This window comes from Variovorax cryoconiti (genome assembly GCF_051216395.1).
Classification (GTDB): domain Bacteria; phylum Pseudomonadota; class Gammaproteobacteria; order Burkholderiales; family Burkholderiaceae_C; genus Variovorax.
Genome location: NZ_JBPJZI010000006.1, coordinates 136,017 through 153,457 on the forward strand (window position 1 = coordinate 136,017; position 17,441 = coordinate 153,457).

Here is a 17,441-nt window from a genome sequence, read left to right on the forward strand (position 1 = left end):
GTCATTCGCCGGCTGTGCCGGTGTCGTTGACCAGCTCGTCGCGCCGCATGCGGCCGCTGAGCAGCCGCCACAGCGAGCGCACCAGGATCAGCGCCATGCCGGCGCTGGCCACCGGCAGGCAGGCGTAGACCAGGCCGATGGGCACGCCGGTCACAGGGGCGCGGTCGTCCATGCCGATCACCACCAGCTTCCAGCTGCCATGCACCAGCAACAGGCAACAGGCCAGCGCGCCGACATCCGCGACCAGCTTGCAGAAGCGCTGGCCACGCTCGCCCAGGCGCGCGACGAGGGTCGACATGCCCAGGTGCATGTTGTCCTTCATCACCAGCAGCGCGCCGATGAGCGTGAGCCACATGAAGACGAAGCGCGAGGCTTCCTCGGAGAAGACGATGCCGGAGTTAAAGGCGTAGCGCAGCACGACGTTGCCGAACACGAGCGCGACCATGACGGCCATCATCGTGATCATCAGCACGTTGGCCACGCGCTCGAAGAGGCGGGACAGCATGACGGGTTTCCTGTTGTTGTGGATGTGGAATGCGTCGGCGTCAGCGGGTGGGGAGCGCGATGCGGTAGAAGCGCAGCGCGTTGCCGCACCAGATGGCGTCGCGTGCGTCCACGTCGAGCGGCTCGAGCGCCTCGGCCACGGTGCGCACCACCTCGCTCATGGGCGCGCGCAGGCCCGACACCGGCAGGTTGCTGGCGAACAGGCAGCGCTGCCAGCCGAAGATCTCGACCGTCTGGCGAATCACGCGCACCGTGCTCTCGGCGTCCCAGGGAGCGTCGGGCAGACCGAACTCCGAGAGCTTGACGCAGACGTCGGGCAGCGCGGCCAGCGCCGTCATGCCCCGACGCCAGTGCGCCAGCCCGTCGTCGCTGCGGTCCCATGGCAGGCCGGCGTGCTCGATCGCCACGCGCAGGCCGGGAAAGCGCGCGATGGCCTCGGCCGCTTCTTCCAGATGCCAATAGGGCACCCGCACGTCCCACAGCAGGTCGTGCGCGCGCAGCAGGCCGAGTCCGGCGAGAAAGGCTTCGTCCTGCAGCGTGCCCGGCTGGCCGCGCACGCTGTCGCTTGGGCTGCGCGCAATGCGCGGCTTGCAGCGCACGCCGCGCACCAGCGGCCACTCGGCCTGCGCCGCCATCTGCGCCTGCGCATCCGGTGCCAGGAACTCGACGTTGGCGACCACCGCGTTCGGAAAGTTGTGCTGCGCGTGGATGGCGTGCAGCCAGCGCGTCTCGGCCAGCGACTCGGCACGCGAGCGCTCGGCCTCGACGTGCACGGTCGCGACGATGGGCAGGCCTGCCGTCACCGCGCGGTAGTCGGCCACGCCGAAGTTGTGGCGCAGCGTGCTGTAGTCGCCCAGGAAGAAGGCGGTGGCGTCGTAGCCGTCCTGCAGCCAGGGGAAATGGCCCTCCGAGAGGTGCCACAGGTGGTGGTGCGCGTCGACGATCGCGCGGGGCAGGGTGCTCATGCGGTGGCTTAGGGCTGTGCGTCCATCGCCTTGAGCACGGCGTCGCCGTTCTTCTCGACGTAGAGCTTGCGGGTCTCGTCGCGCACGATCCTGCGGATGCTCTCGACGTCGGGCGTCTCGTTGATCTGCATGCCCTTGGCGCGCAGTTCGGCGATGGCCGCCTTCTCGCCGTCGTTGTTCAGCTTGCGCTGGAAGTTCGCGGCGGTCGATGCCTCGTCGAGGATGACCTTCTGGAACTCCGGCTTGAGCGACTCGAAGCGCGCCTTGTTCATGATCACCACCAGCGGCGTGTAGGCATGGCGGGTGAGCGACAGGTACTTCTGCACCTCGTACATCTTCGACGAGAGCATCAGCGTCGGCGGGTTCTCCTGGCCGTCGACCGCGCCCGACTCGAGCGCGCCGAAGACTTCCGCGAAGGGCATCGGCTGCGGGTTGGCGCCCAGCAGCTGGAAGGCCTTCAGGTGCGACGGGTTCGGCGTGGTGCGGATCTTCAGGCCCTTGATGTCGGCGGCGGTGTTGATCGGCCGCTTGTTGTTGCCCAGGCTGCGAAAGCCGATCTCCCAGAAGGCCAGGCCCTTGATCTGGTGCGCGCCCAGCTCGTCGAGCAGCGACCGGCCGACCGCGCCGTCGAGCGTGCGGTAGGCCTGCTGCGCATCGGCGAACTGGTAGGGCAGGTCGAGCGCGTTGAGCTTGGGCGCCAGGCCGGTCACGAAGGGGTTGCCGGTGGCGCCGATGTCGATGGTGCCGCTGCGCACGCCGGTCACCAGCGTCACGTCGTTGCCCAGCTGGCTGTTGGCGAAGACCTGGATCTCCACGCCGTCGTGGGTGCGCTCCTTCACGCGCTTGCTGAATTCCAGCGCGGCCTTGTGCTGCGAGTCGCTCTCCGGCACGGTGTGGCTGAAGCGCAGCTTGACGGGCGTCTGCGCCGCGGCCGTGCCGGCGCCGAGCGCGAAGGCCAGGGCGATCGATGCCGCGAGCATGCCGCCTGCGAATTGTCGGGTGTTGTTCTGCATGGCTTGTCTCCTGTCGTTGTGATCTGCGGCCGGCACGCGGGCGCCGGCGTGCCCGGGTTCAGACGGTGACCTTGGCCTCCTTCACCACCTTGGCCCACTTGTCCTTCTCGACCGCGATGAAGTCGACGAACTTCGCGGCCGAGCCGCCGCCGTCCTCGGCGCCGTAGCCGGCCAGCTTCTCGGCCACGTCGGGCATCGCCAGCACCTTGTTGAAGTCCTCGTTCATGCGCTGCACCATCGCCGGCGCCATGCGCGCCGGGCCGGCCAGGCCGTACCAGGTGCTCGCGTCGAAGCCGGGGTAGCCCAGCTCGGCCACGGTCGGCACGGTGGGCTGCGCCTTCGAGCGCTGCGGTCGCGTCTGGGCGATGGCGATCAGCTTGCCGCTGGCCACCTGCGGCGTGGCCGAGGTCATGGTCTCGAAGCTGTAGTTGATCTGACCGCCGATCAGGTCGGTCAGCATCGGCGCGGAGCCGCGGTAGGGCACGTGCAGCGCGTCGATGTTGGCGCGCAGCTTGAAGAGTTCGATCGCCAGGTGCTGCGAGGCACCGGCGCCCGACGAGCCGAAGGTGACGGTGCCCGGCTTGGCGCGGCACAGCTCGACGATGTCCTTCAGCGTGCGGGCCGGCTGGCTCGGGTTGCAGATCAGCAGGTTGGGCGTCACGCCCACCAGCATCAGCGGCGTGAAGTCGCGCTCGACCACGTAGGGCAGCGACGGGTAGAGCGCCGGCGCGATCGCGTGGTTGCTGATGTTGGTCATCAGGAGCGTGGTGCCGTCGTTCGCGGCCTTGGCCACGTACTCGGCCGCGATCACGCCGCCGGCGCCGGCCTTGTTCTCGACCGTGACCGGCGTGTTCCACATCACCGACAGCTTCTGGCCCATCACGCGGGCCATCACGTCGGTGCCGCCGCCGGGCGGGAAGCCCACCACGATGCGGATGGGGCCGCTGGGCAGCGGCGATTGCGCATGGACCAGCGGCAGGCTGCAGGCCGCGAGGGTGGATGCGATGAAGTGGCGTCTTTGCATGGTGTCTTTGTCTCCGTCTGTTTTTGGGGAAAGCTTCTACATGGATGTCATCAACATCGCCTGGTAGTCCTCGGGACTGGCCTCGCGCGGGTTGGTCTTGTGGCAGTGGTCCTTCAGCGCGCCCTCGATCACGCGCGGGAAGATCTCGGGCGACACGTCGATGTCGCGCAGGCCGGTGGGCAGACCGAGCCGGCGGTTCATCGCCGTCACGGCCGGCGCCACGTCGTCGGCCCCGCCCACGTCCATGGCCTGCGCCATGCGCGCGAGCCGCTCGTCCTTCAGCATCGACGGCGCCGAGGCGTTGAAGCGGATCACGGCCGGCAGCAGGATGGCGTTGAGCGTGCCGTGGTGCAGGCGCGGGCTCAGGCCGCCCATCGAATGGCTCAGGCTGTGCACGCAGCCCAGGCCCTTCTGGAAGGCCAGCGCGCCCTGCATCGATGCGCTCATCATGTTGAGCCGCGCCTCGCGGTCGCCGGGCGTCGACGTGGCCGTCTCGATGTGCTTCCAGGCGCGGCGCAGGCCGTCGAGCGCGATGCCATCGGCCGGCGGGTTGAAGGCCGGCGCCATGAAGGTCTCCATGCAATGCGCGATGGCGTCCATGCCGGTCGCGGCCGTGAGGAAGGGCGGCAGTCCGAGCGTCAGTTCGGGGTCGCACAGCGCGACGCGCGGCACCAGGAAGGGCGAGAGCACGCCCACCTTGCGCCCGTCGTCCAGGATCAGCACGGCACCGCGCCCGACCTCGCTGCCGGTGCCGGCCGTGGTCGGCACGGCGATCACCGGCGCCGTGGCCGCGGTGATGCGTGCCGCACCGCCCTCGATGGCCGCGAAGGACTTGAGCGGGCCCTCGTGCGTGGCGCACACCGCCACGCCCTTGGCCAGGTCGATCGGCGAGCCGCCGCCGACCGCGACGATGCCGTCGCATCGGTTCTCCAGGTACATGGCGACGGCGGCACGCATGGCGCGCTCGGTCGGGTTGGAGGGCGTGCCGTCGAACACGACGAACTCGCGCCCGCCGAGGTGCGCGGTCACGCGGTCGAGCACGCCGGCCGCGCGCACGCCGGCGTCGGTCACGACCATCGGGCGTCGGATGCCGATGCGTTCGCATTCCTGCGCGAGCAGTTGCACCGAGCCGAAGTCGATCTGGATCTGGGTGATGTAGTTGATGAGCGCCAAGCTTGTCTCCGTTGTCTCGCGATGGGGTGTCGGGCCGAGGTCGACCGTCGTGGGCCGCGAGTCTAGGAACGGTGCCCGGGCAGGGCAACGTGGAATAACTTGAAGCCCTGCCGAGAAAAACTCACAGGGCCGCGACCCGAGTTTTTCTTGAAGACCGGCCCAGTTTTTTTCGTTTGGCCGCGGGCGATGCCGTCCCTAGACTTCGGCCGGTCTGCACACCCGCATCCCTGCCCATCACCCGCACCGCCTCGGCGCGGCGCACCAACGAAAGAGACGACCCCGACCATGACCTCGCTCATCCTCGTCGAGCGCGCAGAGCGCATCGCCACCGTCACCCTCAACAAGCCCGACAAGATGAATGCCATGGACCTGGGCATGTGGCAGGGCATCACCGACGCTTTCGCCGAACTCTCGGCCGACGACGAGCTGCGCTGCGTGGTGCTCAAGGGCGCGGGCGGCAAGGCCTTCTCGGCCGGCGCCGACATCGAGGAATTCAAGCGCAGCCGCGGCAGCGCGACGCAGGCCGGGGAGTACGCACAGGTCACGCACCACGCGATGCAGGCCATCGCGACCAGCAAGCACCCGACGCTGGCCGTCATCGAAGGCGCCTGCGTGGGCGGCGGGCTGGAGATCGCATCGGTCTGCGACATGCGCATCTGCGGCACATCGAGCCGCTTCGGCGTGCCGGTCAACAAGCTGGGTCTGGTGATGTCGTACGGCGAACTGGGTGGCCTGGTCGACCTGGTCGGCCGTGCCACCGCGCTGGAGATCGTGCTCGAAGGCCGCGTGTTCGATGCCAGGGAAGCCTTCGAGAAGCGCCTGGTCAACCGTGTGGTCGACGACGCCGAGGTGGTGTCGCAGGGCTATGCCACTGCGCACCGCATCGCCAACGGCGCACCGCTGGTGGCGCGCTGGCACAAGAAGTTCGTGCGGCGCCTGGCCGAGCCGCGCCCGCTCACGAAGGAGGAGGCCGACGAGGCCTACGCCTGCTTCGACACCGAGGACTTCCGCATCGGCTTCCAGGCCTTCCTCGACAAGACCAAGCCGGTCTTCACCGGCCGCTGAACGCGGTCCTTCACGACATTCCACGGAGCCACCGCGTGACCCTTCCTCTTTCCCGCATCAAGGTCCTCGACGTCAGCCAGATCATGGCCGGCCCCTTCTGCTGCATGCTGCTCGGCGACATGGGCGCCGACGTCATCAAGGTCGAGACGCCCGGCATCGGCGACCAGACCCGCAAGTCGATGGGCTTTCGCCTGAAGGGCGCCGACAGCGGCGGCTTCCTGGCGCTCAACCGCAACAAGCGCAGCGTCGAGATCGACCTGAAGAACCCGGCGGGCCTCGAAGCCTTCTACGCGCTGGTGAAGGAGGCCGATGTGCTGGTCGAGAACAACCGGCCCGGCGTCGCGGCGCGGCTGAAGATCGACTACGCCACGCTGCGCGCCATCAACCCGCGCCTGGTGTACGCCAGCATCTCGGGCTTCGGCCAGACCGGCCCGTGGTCGCGGCGGCCCGGCCTCGACCTGATCGCGCAGGCCATGACCGGTGTGATGAGCGTGATGGGCCACCCGGGCGAGGCGCCGGTGAAGTCCGCCATCCCGCTGGCCGACCTGGGCGCCGGGCTGTTCGCGGCCTACGGCATCCTGAGCGCGGTGATCGGCCGCGGCATCACCGGCGAAGGCCAGTTCGTCGACGCCTCGCTGTTCGAGACGGCGATGAGCCTGTCGGTGTGGGAGTCGGCCGAGTACTGGGGCACGGGCGAGGTGCCCACGCCCATCGGCAGCGCCAACCGCATGAGCGCGCCCTACCAGGCGGTGCGGGCGTCCGACCGGCACTTCGTCATCGGCGCGGCCAACCCCAAGCTGTGGTCGGCGCTGTGCGGCGTGATCGGGCGCGAAGACCTGTTGAAAGATCCGCGCTTCACCGACAACGTGCTGCGCATCCGCAACCGCGGCGTGCTGATCGAGGAACTGGAGCGCGAATTCGCCCACCGCACCGCCGACGAATGGGTCGACGCATTGCTTGCCGTCGGCGTGCCGGCCGGGCCGATCTACAACTACGCCGAGGCGCTGAACAGCGAACAGGCGGTGGCGCGCGAGATGGTGCTGAAGATCCAGCACCCGGTCGAGGGCGAGACGCGAGCCCTCGGCTTTCCGGTGAAACTCAGCGCCACGCCGCAGCAGGTGCGCCACCCCGCGCCGCTGCTGGGCCAGCACACGGACGAGATCCTGGGCGAGATCGGCCTGTCGGCCGAGGCCATCGACGCGATGCGCCAGGCCGGCGCCTTCGGCAGCCCGAAGGTCGGCGTCGCGGCGGCGGGCTAGCGCGCCGCCGACCGAACAAATACAACAAGACGGAGACAAGAGACATGACACGCAATTCCTTCGACGGCGCGCGACGACACGGCCTGCGCGCCGCGTTGCTGCTCGGCGCCGCGCTGGCTGCGCCGGCCTGGGCGCAATCCGGCGCCTACCCGAGCAAGCCGATCGAACTGGTCGTGCCCTGGCAGGCCGGCGGCGGCGCCGACGTGGTCGGGCGCTCCTTCGGCGCGGCCGTGGCCAAGCACCTGCCGCAGCCGGTGGTGGTCATCAATCGGCCGGGCGCCAGCGGCGCCCTGGGCCTGGGCGAGGTGGTCAACGCCAAGCCCGACGGCTACAAGATCGTGCTGTCGTCGACCGAACTCACCTTCCTCAACCACCTGGGCCTGGCGAAGTTCTCGTACAGCGACCTGCGGCCGATCGCTCGGCTCAACGCCGACCCGGCCGCGGTGGTGGTGCGCGCCGACGCGCCCTGGACCTCGCTCGAGCAGTTCCTCGATGCGTCGCGCAAGGCCGACTCGAACATCCGCGTGGGCAATGCCGGCCACGGCTCGACCTGGCACATGGCAGCCGCGGCGCTGGCCGAGAAGACCGGCGCCCGCTTCAACCACATCCCCTACGCCGGCGGTGCGCCCGCGGTGCTGGCGCTGCTGGGCGGCCACATCGACGCGGTGACGGTGAGCACGGCCGAGGTGTCGACCTACGTGGCGGCCGGCAAGCTCAAGGCGCTGGCGGTGATGGCCGACAAGCGCGTGGCCGACGGCTTCGAGAAGATCCCCACGCTGAAGGAACGCCACATCGACCTGTCGATCGGCATCTGGCGCGGCCTCTCGGCCCCGCGCCACACGCCCGACGACGTGATGGCCGTGTTGAAGGCAGCCACGGCGAAGGCGGTCAAGGAGCCAGTCTGGATCGACGCGCTGACCAAGCTGCACTTCAGCACCGACACCTACGCCGACGACGCGACGCTCGAAGCGGTGATGACGAAGGAAAGCGCCTTCTTCAAGGACCTGGCGAGCAAGCTCAAGCTGTCGAACTGAAGGCGGGCGCTGCACGATGGATGTCGAAACCAGCGCGCCCTTCGTCGACGCGCACCAGCACTTCTGGGACCTCGACAGGAACCCCTACCCGTGGCTGCAGGGCGAGACGGTGCCGAACTTCCGCTACGGCGACTATTCGGCGCTCAAGCGCAACTACCTGCCGGCCGACCTGGCCCGCGACACGCGCGGCTTCGCGCCGGCGCGCACCGTGCACATCGAGGCCGAGTGGGCACGAGACGACCCGGTGGCAGAGACCCGCTGGCTGTCGCAACTGGCGCGCGCGCACGGCCGGCCTTCGGCGATCGTTGCGCACGCGGCGCTCGACCGCGACGACGTGGCCGAAGTGCTGGCGGCGCAGGCCGCCTTCCCGCTGGTGCGCGGCATCCGCCACAAGCCGGTGACCAGCACGACGGCGGCGCAGGCCAGGCGCGGGCTGGCGGGCTCGATGGACGATGCGCGCTGGCGCCGCGGCTACGCGCTGCTGCAGCCTCAAGGCCTGTCCTTCGACCTGCAGGCGCCGTGGTGGAACCTGGACCAGGCGGCGGACCTGGCGCGCGACTTTCCGCAGACGACGCTGATCCTCAACCACACCGGTCTGCCCGTGGACCGCAGCGAGACCGGCCTTGCCGGCTGGCGCCGCGCGCTGGAAACGCTCGCCGCACAGCCGAACACGGCCATCAAGATTTCCGGATTGGGGCAACGCGGCAAGCCCTGGACGCAGGCCGACAACGGGCCGGTGATCCGCGATGCCGTCGCCATCTTCGGCGCGTCGCGTTGCTTGTTCGCGAGCAACTTTCCGGTCGACAGCCTGGTGGCGGACTACGGCACGATCGTCGCCGGCTTCATGGCGGCCATCGCCGACCGGCCGGCGGCCGAGCGCCGCGCGCTGCTGCACGACAACGCGGTGCGGCTCTATCGGCTGGACTGAGGGATCAGGCCAGCAGCCCGTCGGCGATGCGGTGCCAGTGCGTCGGCACGACCGGCGTGATCGACAGCCGGTTGCCGCGCTTGAGCACCACCAGGTCCGCCAGCTCGGGCGTGGCGCGCAGTTCGGGCAGGCCGAGCAGCCGGGTCTTTCGCAGCGCCTGCACGTCGAGCAGCAGCCAGCGCGGGTTGTCGGGCTTCGACGCCGCGTCGTGGTACGGCGACGCCGGGTCGAACTGCGTCGGGTCGACCCGCGTGCCCGAGGCCACGCGCGCGATGCCGACAATCCCCGGCTCGGCGCAGCCCGAGTGATAGAAGAGCACGCCGTCGCCGACCTGCATCGCGTCGCGCATGAAGTTGCGCGCCTGGTAGTTGCGCACGCCGGTCCAGGGCACGGTGGCGTCCGGTGCGGCCAGCGCATCGTCGATCGAGCACTCGTCGGGCTCGGACTTCATCAGCCAGTAGTTCGGCATGCTCGGTGCCGCCCGCTCAGGCGATGAGCGCGCTCATCGCGGCCGTATCCGCCGATGCCGCGGCCTGGTCGCCCGCCACCTCCTGGCGCACCCAGTCGACGAAGGCGGCGATGCGCCGGTCCTCCACGCGTTCTTCCGGGTAGACGATGAAGTAGGAAAACTCCACCGGCAGGCTGATGTCGAAGGGGCGCACGAGCAGGCCGTCGGCCAGGTCCTTCACCACCCAGTTCTTCTTGGCGAGCGCCACGCCCAGGCCGTCGGCCGCCGCATTGATGACCAGGTGGCTGGGCCAGAACGACGGGCCGCGCGTCGCGTTGATGCCCGTCACGCCGGCGTGCTCGAGCCACATCGCCCAGTTGGGGTTGCTCACGTCGGTGTAGGTGCTGTCGTCGTGCAGCAGCGTGTGGTGCTTCAGGTCGGCCGGCGTGAGCAGCGGGTGCTCGCCACGCATCAGCGCGGGGCTGCACACGGGGAACACTTCCACCGGCAGGCAGAGCTCCGAATGCAGGCCGGGGTAGTGGCCGCGGCCGTAGCGCACCGACAGGTCGAAATCCTCGCGCGAGAAGTCGACCGTGTGGTTGGAGGTCGACACCTTCAGGTCGATCTCGGGGTGCGCCTTCATGAAGCGGTCCATGCGCGGGATGAGCCACTTAACCGCGAAGGTCGGCGGGATGTTGATCTTCAGCGCGGGCATGCCGTGCGTCTGCAACTGGTGGGTGGCGTGCGCCAGTTGCTTGAAGGCCTGCTGCACGCCTGGCAGGTAGGCCTTGCCGGCGGCGGTGAGCGACAGGGCCTTGGCGTCGCGCGTGAAGAGCGCGATGCCCAGGCTTTCCTCCAGCGTCTTGATCTGGTGGCTCACGGCCGAAGGCGTGACGAACAGTTCTTCCGCGGCGCGCGTGAAGCTCAGGTGCCGGGCGGCGACTTCGAAAGCCCTCAGGGGATTGAGCGGCGGGATGGGGCGCGACACGATGTTTCCTTGGGATGGCCGGCGTTCGAGTGGCAGGCCGGAAGCGTCGAGTGTGCGTCAAAAGCCTTCAATATTTTCTCGGCATTCGCCCTAGAAAAACTCGTTTGCCCAGAGGCAGGGTGCCTTCCTAGACTGGCGCCCGCCCGGTGCCCGCAGGCGCCGTGCATGCCGTCAACGTCGCGTCGCGACGCCATCGAACCATCACCAAGAAACGAGACAAACCATGTTCATCAAGACGCTCACCTCCCTGTGGATCGCAGTGCTCGCGGCGCTGGCCTTCGGTGGCGCGGCGCAGGCCCAGGACCTGACCGGCAAGGTCACGCGCACGCCGACCGGCTACCTCATGGTGCTGCGCAACGGCGACGACGTCATCGCGCACATCGAGCGGCTCACCATGGTCGAGCAGATCCAGAGTGCCAGCATCTTCGGCATCGGCTTCATGCGCGAGGCGACCTTCGGCTTCTACGACTTCTCGCGGAAGGTCTTCGACCCCAAGACCTTCAAGGACGTCGAGCTGGCCAACCTCACGGGCAGCATCGCGTGGAAGGAAGGCAAGCCGTCGATCCACGCCCACGGCATCGTGACCGACGGCACCTTCATCGGCGCGGGTGGCCACTTCCTGGGAATGACGGTGGGCACGGGATCGTGCGAGATCACGGTGATCCTGCACCCGCACAAGCTGGAACGTTTCGTCGACCCCGCGATCGGCGCCAATGTGCTGGGGCTGCACCCTGGCGCGAAATAGGCCGCGCGTTGGGGTTGGCGGTCAGTGGGTACCATGCCGGATGCTCATTCGCCTTGTCTACGCCAGCCGAAGCCACAACCAGTCCGCCCAGGATCTGCCGGCCATTCTCGAATGGTCCCGTCGCGTCAATCCCGACCTCGGAGTCACCGGGGTGCTCTGCTATCTGGATGGCGTCTACATGCAGTATCTGGAAGGTGAAGAAAGCGCAGTAGATGCCTTGTTCAAGCGCATTCAAACCGACGAGCGCCATCAGGGCGTGACCCCGCTCGAGCGGCGCGCCATTGCCAAGCGGGCATTTCCGGAGTGGTCGATGGCACTGCTGGATTGGAACGACAACACGCGCGCGATCTTCCGCAGCTTCTCGCCCGACGCCCGGCTCGACCTCTACGCCGCGGACCCCAGCACGGCCGCGCCGATGCTGCGAGCACTGGTGCGCGCTCCGGGGTGGAAGCTCATTTGAACGATCGGTGACGGCGAGGTCGCCGGGCGCTCTTCAGTGCGATCCGGAAGAAGAGGAAGGAAGCTCAGGACGCGAGGTCGGCACCGCCGAAGCCCGCACGGGTGGTGGACACGACGGAACTCACGAGGCCGATGGCGCTCGCGCGAAGCAGTTCCTCCCGGAGGGCGACTTCCAATTGCATGCGCGCGGAATCCGGCCGGTCATGGTCGTATTCCTCGTCCAATTCGCAATGCAAGTAATAGTCGACCCGGGCCATCAACCGCTCGATGGAGGCGGCAAGGTCTGCATCGTTCATCCGTTTCCTCCGCCAATTCTTGTCCGCGTGGCTGCCGGCGCAGCATCTTCCCGGGGACTGTGATGCAGGGTAGCACGGGAGGAATTAACGGGTGGACAACTTCGTCATACAAGATCCACAAAAGCGGTCATGGGCCGAATGCCGCGAGCGCCAATGCATTACTTTTGATGAGGTAATCCGAGGCGCTTCCAGAATGGAGGTCTTTTGGTCTCAGGGTTTTCACTGGCAATTGGCGTTTTGCCGGGCGTGGAGGGCAAGGCGAATTGAACCGCCCGGGCCACCTTCACGCAGTCCTTGATGTGCTGTTCGCCGAGCGCCCGCAACGCGGCGTAGCCCAGGCCGGCCGAGACGATCTGGCCGGCCACCGGCACGTACTTCGTGGCCTGTTTGGTGGTGAGCCGCAGGCCGGCATGCCTGGCCAGCATCATCAGCAGGTCGCGCGTGACCAGCCGACCCACCAGCAGCGCGCCCACGGTGGTGGCGGCCTTCTGGATGCGTTCCCGCTGCTGCGGCGCCATGGTTTCGACCTGGGTGACCGACAGCCCGAACTCGGCGCTGATCTGGGGGACCAGCCGCGACAGCAGTGCGGCATCGGCGGCCCAGTCGATGCCCGGCAGGGGCACCGCGCTGGCGGCTGCCGCCAGCAGCGCCTTGCGCGCGACGAGCTTGCGACTGCGCCGCACCGCTGCGATCAGCGCCGGGTCACCCTGGGCAAGTTCGATGGCGGACGGCATGGGGTGGTACTCCTGTCGGTGGGCGATGTCAGGCCGAGTCAGTGATCCATTGCGCTACGCGCCCGAAGCCGATGAAACCTGCCGGCCGAGCCCAGGGCACCCGTGGAACTGGCTTTGCCAGGCCGCTGGGTGCGCCCCCTTGAGGGGCCGCAGGCGCATCGGGGGTGGGTTTCATTTCAGGCGGTGAGCGCTTCCAGTTGACCCGAGATCGTCATCCAGCGTTCCTCGAGCCGTTCGATCTCCTCGTTGAGCGCCTTCAGACGCTTGCCGGCTTCGGCGATCTCGGCGGCGGGCAGGGCCTGCGCCAGCCGGGCCTCGATGGCGGCCTTCGCCGTGCCGGCCTCGGCCAGGCGCTCGTCGATCTGCGCGATCTCGCGCTTGAGCGGCCTGGCTTGCTCGCTGCGCTGCTGGCGGCCTTGCGCCGCGTCCTGCTTGGCGACGGCCGGTGCGGGCGCCGCGACGGGTTCGCTCGCCTTGCGCACGGCCTCCTTGGCCTCCTCGCGCAGGCGCTTGGCCTCCTCGAGCAGGTAGCGCTGGTAGTCGTCGAGGTCGCCGTCGAAGTCGGTCACGCCGCCACGGCCGACCATCCAGAATTCGTCGCAGACGGAGCGGAGCAGGGCGCGGTCGTGGCTTACCAGCATCAGCGTGCCCTCGAATTCGTTCAGGGCCACGGCCAGGGCCTCGCGGGTGGCGAGGTCCAGGTGGTTGGTGGGCTCGTCCAGCAGCAGCAGGTTGGGGCGCTGCCAGACCATCATGGCCAGCACGAGCCGCGCCTTTTCGCCGCCGCTCATGGTGCCGACCGGCTGCTTGACCATGTCGCCGTTGAAATTGAAGCTGCCGAGGAAACCGCGCAGGGCCTGCTCGCCGGTCGGCTCCTTGGCAGAAGCACCCAGTTCGCGTGCCATGCGCACCATGTGCTCCAGCGGATTGTCCTGCGGGCGCAGCACGTCCAGTTCCTGCTGCGCGAAGTAGCCGATGTTCAGGCCCTTGCCTTCGGTCACGGTCCCGGCCAGCGCGCCCATTTCGCGGGCGATGGTCTTCACCAGCGTCGACTTGCCCTGGCCGTTGGCGCCCAGGATGCCGATGCGCTGGCCCGCCTGCACCGACTTGCTCACGTTGGTCAGGATGGTCTTGGGCACATCGTCGACCATGTAGCCGAAGCTCGCCTGGGTGATCGACAGCATCGGGTTCGGGATGTTGCCCGGTTCCTTGAACTCGAAGGTGAAGTCGGCCTCGGCCAGCAGCGGCGCGACCTTTTCCATGCGCTCGAGCGCCTTCACGCGGCTCTGTGCCTGCTTGGCCTTGCTGGCCTTGGCCTTGAAGCGGTCGATGAACTTCTGCAGGTGGGCGATCTTCTCCTGCTGCTTGCCGAAGGCGGCCTGCTGCTGCTCCATCTGCAGCGCGCGCATTTCTTCGAACTTGCTGTAGTTGCCGCCGTAGCGCGTGAGCTGGGCGTTGGCGACATGCAGCGTGACGTTGGTCACCGCGTCGAGAAATTCGCGGTCATGGCTGATGACGATCATCGTGCCTTCGTACTTCTGCAGCCAGGCTTCGAGCCAGACGAGCGCGTCCAGGTCCAGGTGGTTGGTGGGTTCGTCGAGCAGCAGCAGGTCGCTCGGGCACATCAGGGCGCGGGCCAGCTGCAGGCGCATGCGCCAGCCGCCGGAGAAGCTGCTGACCGGTGCGTCGAGCTCGTGGCTCTTGAAGCCGAGGCCCAGGATCAGCGCCTGCGCGCGCGGCGCGGCGTCGTGCTCGCCCGCATCGGCCAGGTCGGTGTAGGCATGGGCCAGCGCCATGCCGAGGTCGGCATCGTCGGGGTTTTCGGTGTAGGCGGCTTCGATCTTGGCGAGCGCTTCGCGCAGTTCGACCAGCCGGGTGTCGCCGCCGACCACGAAGTCGGATGCGCCTTCGTCGGTTTCGGGCATGTCCTGCGCGACCTGCGACATGCGCCATTGCTTGGGCAGGAAGAAATCGCCGCCGTCTTCGTGCAGCGTGCGGTTGAACAATGCGAAGAGCGTCGACTTGCCGGCGCCGTTGCGGCCCACCAGGCCGACCCGTTCGCCGGGGTTGATGGTGGCGTTGGCACCGTCGAGCAGCAGCTTGGCGCTGCGGCGCAGGACGACGTTCTTGAGAGTGATCATGGGCTCGGCGGTATCGACGCTGTTGGCGGAAGGAGACTCAAGGCTTCGACCGCAGCCAGGACCGTTGCGGTCTGCGTGTCGTGGGCCAGGATAAAAGGACCACCGTGGACAGTTTCGTCGGGAAACTCGGTGATCAGGGTCAGGGCGGGTCCGGGGCGGTCGACCTCGCTGATGGTGCAGGCCGTGCCGTGAATGACTTCGAAAGGAAGCTCGCCAGCGTGCCTATTGTAAGTGGCGCGCTGCGCCGCGTTGAAAGCCATGAGATCGGCCCTGTCGGCGAGTCGTCGGCAGACATGGTCGGCAAGCTGCTTCGCCTGATCGGCCCAGCCGGGAAGGTGGCGCAGGATCAGGAAAAAACCTTTCGGCACCGTCCAGAGGTCGAAACCGCGCGGGATGTAGCCGCTCATCGGCCGCGTCCATTCGTGCGCCGGGTAGCCGTGCAGGTTGACGTGCAACGTCGCGCCGGACAACGCCAGCGCTTGGTGACGCGCCTCGCGCTCGTAGAACGGCTGCCGCTCCCGGTATTCGAGGTCGTCGCCGAGCGCGGTGTAGCGCGCGGCGTGCTGCATGTGCTCGCGCTGCGCCGGGCCGTGGGCGCAGAGTTCGTGGCGCAGGGCGTAGCCGTCGGGGTTTTCGAGCGCGATGAGCGCGAAGTTGGCGTCTGCGCGCGCCGCCAGTGTGTGCGCCGCACGCAGTGCGCCGACGACGCCGGAGGTCTCGTTGGCGTGCTGGCCGCCGCTGACGATCACGGCCGGAACTGGCTGGCCCGCAACATGATGGACGCCCAGCACGCGTCGGCCTTGCCGGCTGATCGCCTCGAAACGTACACCGCCAATCGCCGCCATCTCGCGTGTGACGCGCGCGGACGACAAGGGCGAACTCACATGGGCGAGTGGTGTCGTGTCGATGCGCTCCGGCGATTCGGTGTCGGCAACTGGCGTGGGATACGCACGCAGCCCGATCCGTACCGACACGCTCCCGTCGATGCTCGCCCGAACGTCCGGCACGATCTGGCCCGGCTGCAGCCGCCGGTCCCCCGGCGGTCGTCCGCTGCGCTGCTGGAAGGTTTCGAGCAGCGAAAAATACAGGTCTTCGTGCATCGCCTCATGCAGGTCGATCCAGGCGCTGCCGGGCGGGCGCGGCGAAGCCGGCAGGTCGATGCGGATGTCGAGCCGCTCGAAATACGGCTCGGTCGTCGGCCAGGCGTGGTGGTGCAGGGTGTGCATCGCAAGCTGGAAGACTGCTTCGAAATCGGTGCTGCGCGGCGCATCGTCGAACCAGCCGCAGGGCGACAGCATCGCGTTGCCGAGCAGGTCGTCGTGAAAGCGGTTCGGCGCGAAGACGCTGTCGATGCGATGCTGCCCGTTGCGCCAGTGCAGTTCGACCTCGTAACGCGGCATGGCGTCCGATTCGGGCTGCGCTTGGAGCTGCAGCGCGACGCCGGCGAGCATGTCCGCCAGCGGATAGGTTTCCAATGCGAAGCGGCGTGGCGATGCTTTCGGATGCACCGGATAGCGCACCGTGACACGCGCGAGCCCGCCGATGTCGACTGCTTCCTCGAAGTGATGAATGAGCGGCTTGTAGGCGCTGCGAAAGCGCGCATGAATGCCGGCGCCGGCGAGTCGCTTTTCGGCCGCGCGCCGGGCAGTCGCCCCTTCGAAGAGCCAGGCTTCGACGGGCGAAGCGCTGGCGCCTCCGTTCAGGAGTTCGGTCACCCACGCATCGAGCGTACGCGGCAGTTTCTTGTCCAGCAGCAGCGTCATCGTCACACCTTTCCGAGCGGATCGAGCCGGTCGCGCAGCCAGTCGCCCAGCAGGTTCAGCCCAAGCACCGTCAGCATGATCGCCAACCCGGGAAACACGCTGACCCACCACGCGGTCTGCAGGTAGTTGCGTCCGTCGGCCAACATGCCGCCCCAGGTCGGAATCTGCGGATCGACACCGAGCCCGAGGAAGGTCAGGCTGCTTTCGAGCAGGATGTTTTCCGCGACGTTGAGGGTCATCAGGATCACCACCGGTCCGAGCACGTTCGGAAGGATGTGGTGTCGCACCATCGACAGGTCGCGCACGCCGAAAGCGCGTGCCGCCTGGACGAACTCGCGCTCGCGCAGCGACAGCACCAGCCCGCGCACCAGCCGGGCGTACTGCACCCATTGCGACAGGATCATGAACAGGATGATGTTGCCCAGCCCGCCGCCCAGGATCGAGATGAAGGTCAGCGCGATCAGGATGAAGGGCAGGGCGAGTTGCACGTCGACACAGCGCATCAGGAACATGTCCCAGAAGCCGCGGTAGTAGCCGGCGATCAGCCCGACGATGACGCCGACCGTCACCGATCCCGCCACCGAGACGAAGCCGACGAAGAGCGAGACGCGCCCACCGAGCAGCACGCGTTCCAGCACGTCGCGGCCCAGCGGATCGGTGCCCAGCAGATGGCGCCATTCGGTGAACGGCGCGGTCAGGCGCGCAGCCAGGTCCATGCGCGTGCCGAGGTCGGGAAAGATCAGCGGAGAAATCAGTGCCAGCGTGAGCATCGTGCCCACGAGCAGCACGCCGACGATGAATTCGAGCGAGCGCAGATGGCGCCAGCGGTTCGGCAGCGACCCGGTTTCGGGAACCGGAGCGGCGACAGAGATGGGGGTGGACGAGGTGGACATGGGGGCGGC

18 protein-coding genes are annotated in these 17,441 nt (G+C 68.1%); 6 read left to right on the top strand and 12 right to left on the bottom strand.

Features of this window, described 5'->3' with window-relative positions; genetic code table 11:
- Window position 1: 1 nt before the first annotated feature.
- The 5 genes from ACSFA2_RS16460 to ACSFA2_RS16480 are packed head-to-tail and all read right to left on the bottom strand — an operon-like array spanning window position 2 to window position 4,679.
- A complete protein-coding gene (locus tag ACSFA2_RS16460) occupies window positions 2-505 on the bottom strand; it encodes a TRAP transporter small permease (protein ID WP_435456387.1) in 504 nt (167 codons plus the stop codon).
- Between the two features lie 40 nt (window positions 506-545).
- Complete coding sequence (locus ACSFA2_RS16465; RefSeq protein WP_435456388.1) at window positions 546-1,469, bottom strand: amidohydrolase family protein; 924 nt, start codon at window positions 1,467-1,469, stop codon at window positions 546-548.
- Between the two features lie 8 nt (window positions 1,470-1,477).
- Window positions 1,478-2,482: a TRAP transporter substrate-binding protein gene (locus ACSFA2_RS16470; RefSeq protein WP_435456389.1), complete on the bottom strand. Its 1,005-nt coding sequence runs from the start codon at window positions 2,480-2,482 to the stop codon at window positions 1,478-1,480.
- 58 nt (window positions 2,483-2,540) lie between these two features.
- The gene (locus ACSFA2_RS16475) at window positions 2,541-3,506 is read right to left on the bottom strand and encodes a Bug family tripartite tricarboxylate transporter substrate binding protein (protein WP_435456390.1); all 966 of its coding nucleotides are present in this window, start codon (window positions 3,504-3,506) and stop codon (window positions 2,541-2,543) included.
- A 36-nt stretch (window positions 3,507-3,542) separates the two neighbouring features.
- A complete protein-coding gene (locus ACSFA2_RS16480; RefSeq protein WP_435456391.1) occupies window positions 3,543-4,679 on the bottom strand; it encodes an iron-containing alcohol dehydrogenase in 1,137 nt (378 codons plus the stop codon).
- Between the two features lie 285 nt (window positions 4,680-4,964).
- On the opposite strand from ACSFA2_RS16480, the gene ACSFA2_RS16485 reads away from it, so the two are divergent.
- From ACSFA2_RS16485 to ACSFA2_RS16500, 4 genes are read left to right on the top strand one after another with little or no spacing between them, the layout of a single operon-like run.
- Window positions 4,965-5,744, top strand: a complete 780-nt coding sequence (locus ACSFA2_RS16485; RefSeq protein ID WP_435456392.1) for an enoyl-CoA hydratase-related protein — start codon at window positions 4,965-4,967, stop codon at window positions 5,742-5,744.
- Between the two features lie 35 nt (window positions 5,745-5,779).
- A complete protein-coding gene (locus ACSFA2_RS16490; RefSeq protein ID WP_435456393.1) occupies window positions 5,780-7,003 on the top strand; it encodes a CaiB/BaiF CoA transferase family protein in 1,224 nt (407 codons plus the stop codon).
- Between the two features lie 44 nt (window positions 7,004-7,047).
- The gene (locus ACSFA2_RS16495; protein ID WP_435456394.1) at window positions 7,048-8,037 is read left to right on the top strand and encodes a tripartite tricarboxylate transporter substrate binding protein; all 990 of its coding nucleotides are present in this window, start codon (window positions 7,048-7,050) and stop codon (window positions 8,035-8,037) included.
- 16 nt (window positions 8,038-8,053) lie between these two features.
- Window positions 8,054-8,965, top strand: coding sequence for an amidohydrolase family protein (locus ACSFA2_RS16500; RefSeq protein ID WP_435456395.1), 912 nt, complete (start codon window positions 8,054-8,056; stop codon window positions 8,963-8,965).
- Between the two features lie 4 nt (window positions 8,966-8,969).
- Here the strand turns inward: ACSFA2_RS16500 and ACSFA2_RS16505 are convergent, their stop codons facing one another.
- Window positions 8,970-9,434 carry an EVE domain-containing protein gene (locus ACSFA2_RS16505; protein WP_435456396.1) on the bottom strand — a complete coding sequence of 155 codons (465 nt, stop codon included), beginning with the start codon at window positions 9,432-9,434 and terminating at the stop codon, window positions 8,970-8,972.
- A 16-nt stretch (window positions 9,435-9,450) separates the two neighbouring features.
- Window positions 9,451-10,401, bottom strand: coding sequence for a transcriptional regulator GcvA (locus ACSFA2_RS16510; protein WP_435456397.1), 951 nt, complete (start codon window positions 10,399-10,401; stop codon window positions 9,451-9,453).
- Between the two features lie 223 nt (window positions 10,402-10,624).
- Here ACSFA2_RS16510 and ACSFA2_RS16515 point away from each other — a divergent pair, with 223 nt between their 5' ends.
- Both ACSFA2_RS16515 and ACSFA2_RS16520 read left to right on the top strand, forming a co-directional pair.
- A complete protein-coding gene (locus ACSFA2_RS16515) occupies window positions 10,625-11,146 on the top strand; it encodes a PPC domain-containing DNA-binding protein (protein ID WP_435456398.1) in 522 nt (173 codons plus the stop codon).
- A 40-nt stretch (window positions 11,147-11,186) separates the two neighbouring features.
- Window positions 11,187-11,606: a BLUF domain-containing protein gene (locus ACSFA2_RS16520; RefSeq protein WP_435456399.1), complete on the top strand. Its 420-nt coding sequence runs from the start codon at window positions 11,187-11,189 to the stop codon at window positions 11,604-11,606.
- Window positions 11,607-11,670: 64 nt separating this feature from the next.
- Here ACSFA2_RS16520 and ACSFA2_RS16525 read toward each other — a convergent pair whose 3' ends face one another.
- The 5 genes from ACSFA2_RS16525 to ACSFA2_RS16545 form a co-directional block, all read right to left on the bottom strand.
- Window positions 11,671-11,901, bottom strand: coding sequence for a hypothetical protein (locus ACSFA2_RS16525; RefSeq protein ID WP_435456400.1), 231 nt, complete (start codon window positions 11,899-11,901; stop codon window positions 11,671-11,673).
- 158 nt (window positions 11,902-12,059) lie between these two features.
- On the bottom strand, window positions 12,060-12,635 hold the full coding sequence (locus ACSFA2_RS16530; RefSeq protein WP_435456401.1) for a hypothetical protein: 576 nt from the start codon (window positions 12,633-12,635) through the stop codon (window positions 12,060-12,062).
- A gap of 176 nt (window positions 12,636-12,811) precedes the next feature.
- Window positions 12,812-14,776, bottom strand: a complete 1,965-nt coding sequence (locus ACSFA2_RS16535; protein WP_435456402.1) for an ABC-F family ATP-binding cassette domain-containing protein — start codon at window positions 14,774-14,776, stop codon at window positions 12,812-12,814.
- On the bottom strand, window positions 14,773-16,539 hold the full coding sequence (locus tag ACSFA2_RS16540; RefSeq protein WP_435456403.1) for a M14 family zinc carboxypeptidase: 1,767 nt from the start codon (window positions 16,537-16,539) through the stop codon (window positions 14,773-14,775). Before ACSFA2_RS16540 ends, ACSFA2_RS16535 begins: the two co-directional genes overlap by 4 nt.
- A gap of 2 nt (window positions 16,540-16,541) precedes the next feature.
- Window positions 16,542-17,432, bottom strand: a complete 891-nt coding sequence (locus ACSFA2_RS16545; protein WP_435456404.1) for an ABC transporter permease — start codon at window positions 17,430-17,432, stop codon at window positions 16,542-16,544.
- Window positions 17,433-17,441: the final 9 nt, after the last annotated feature.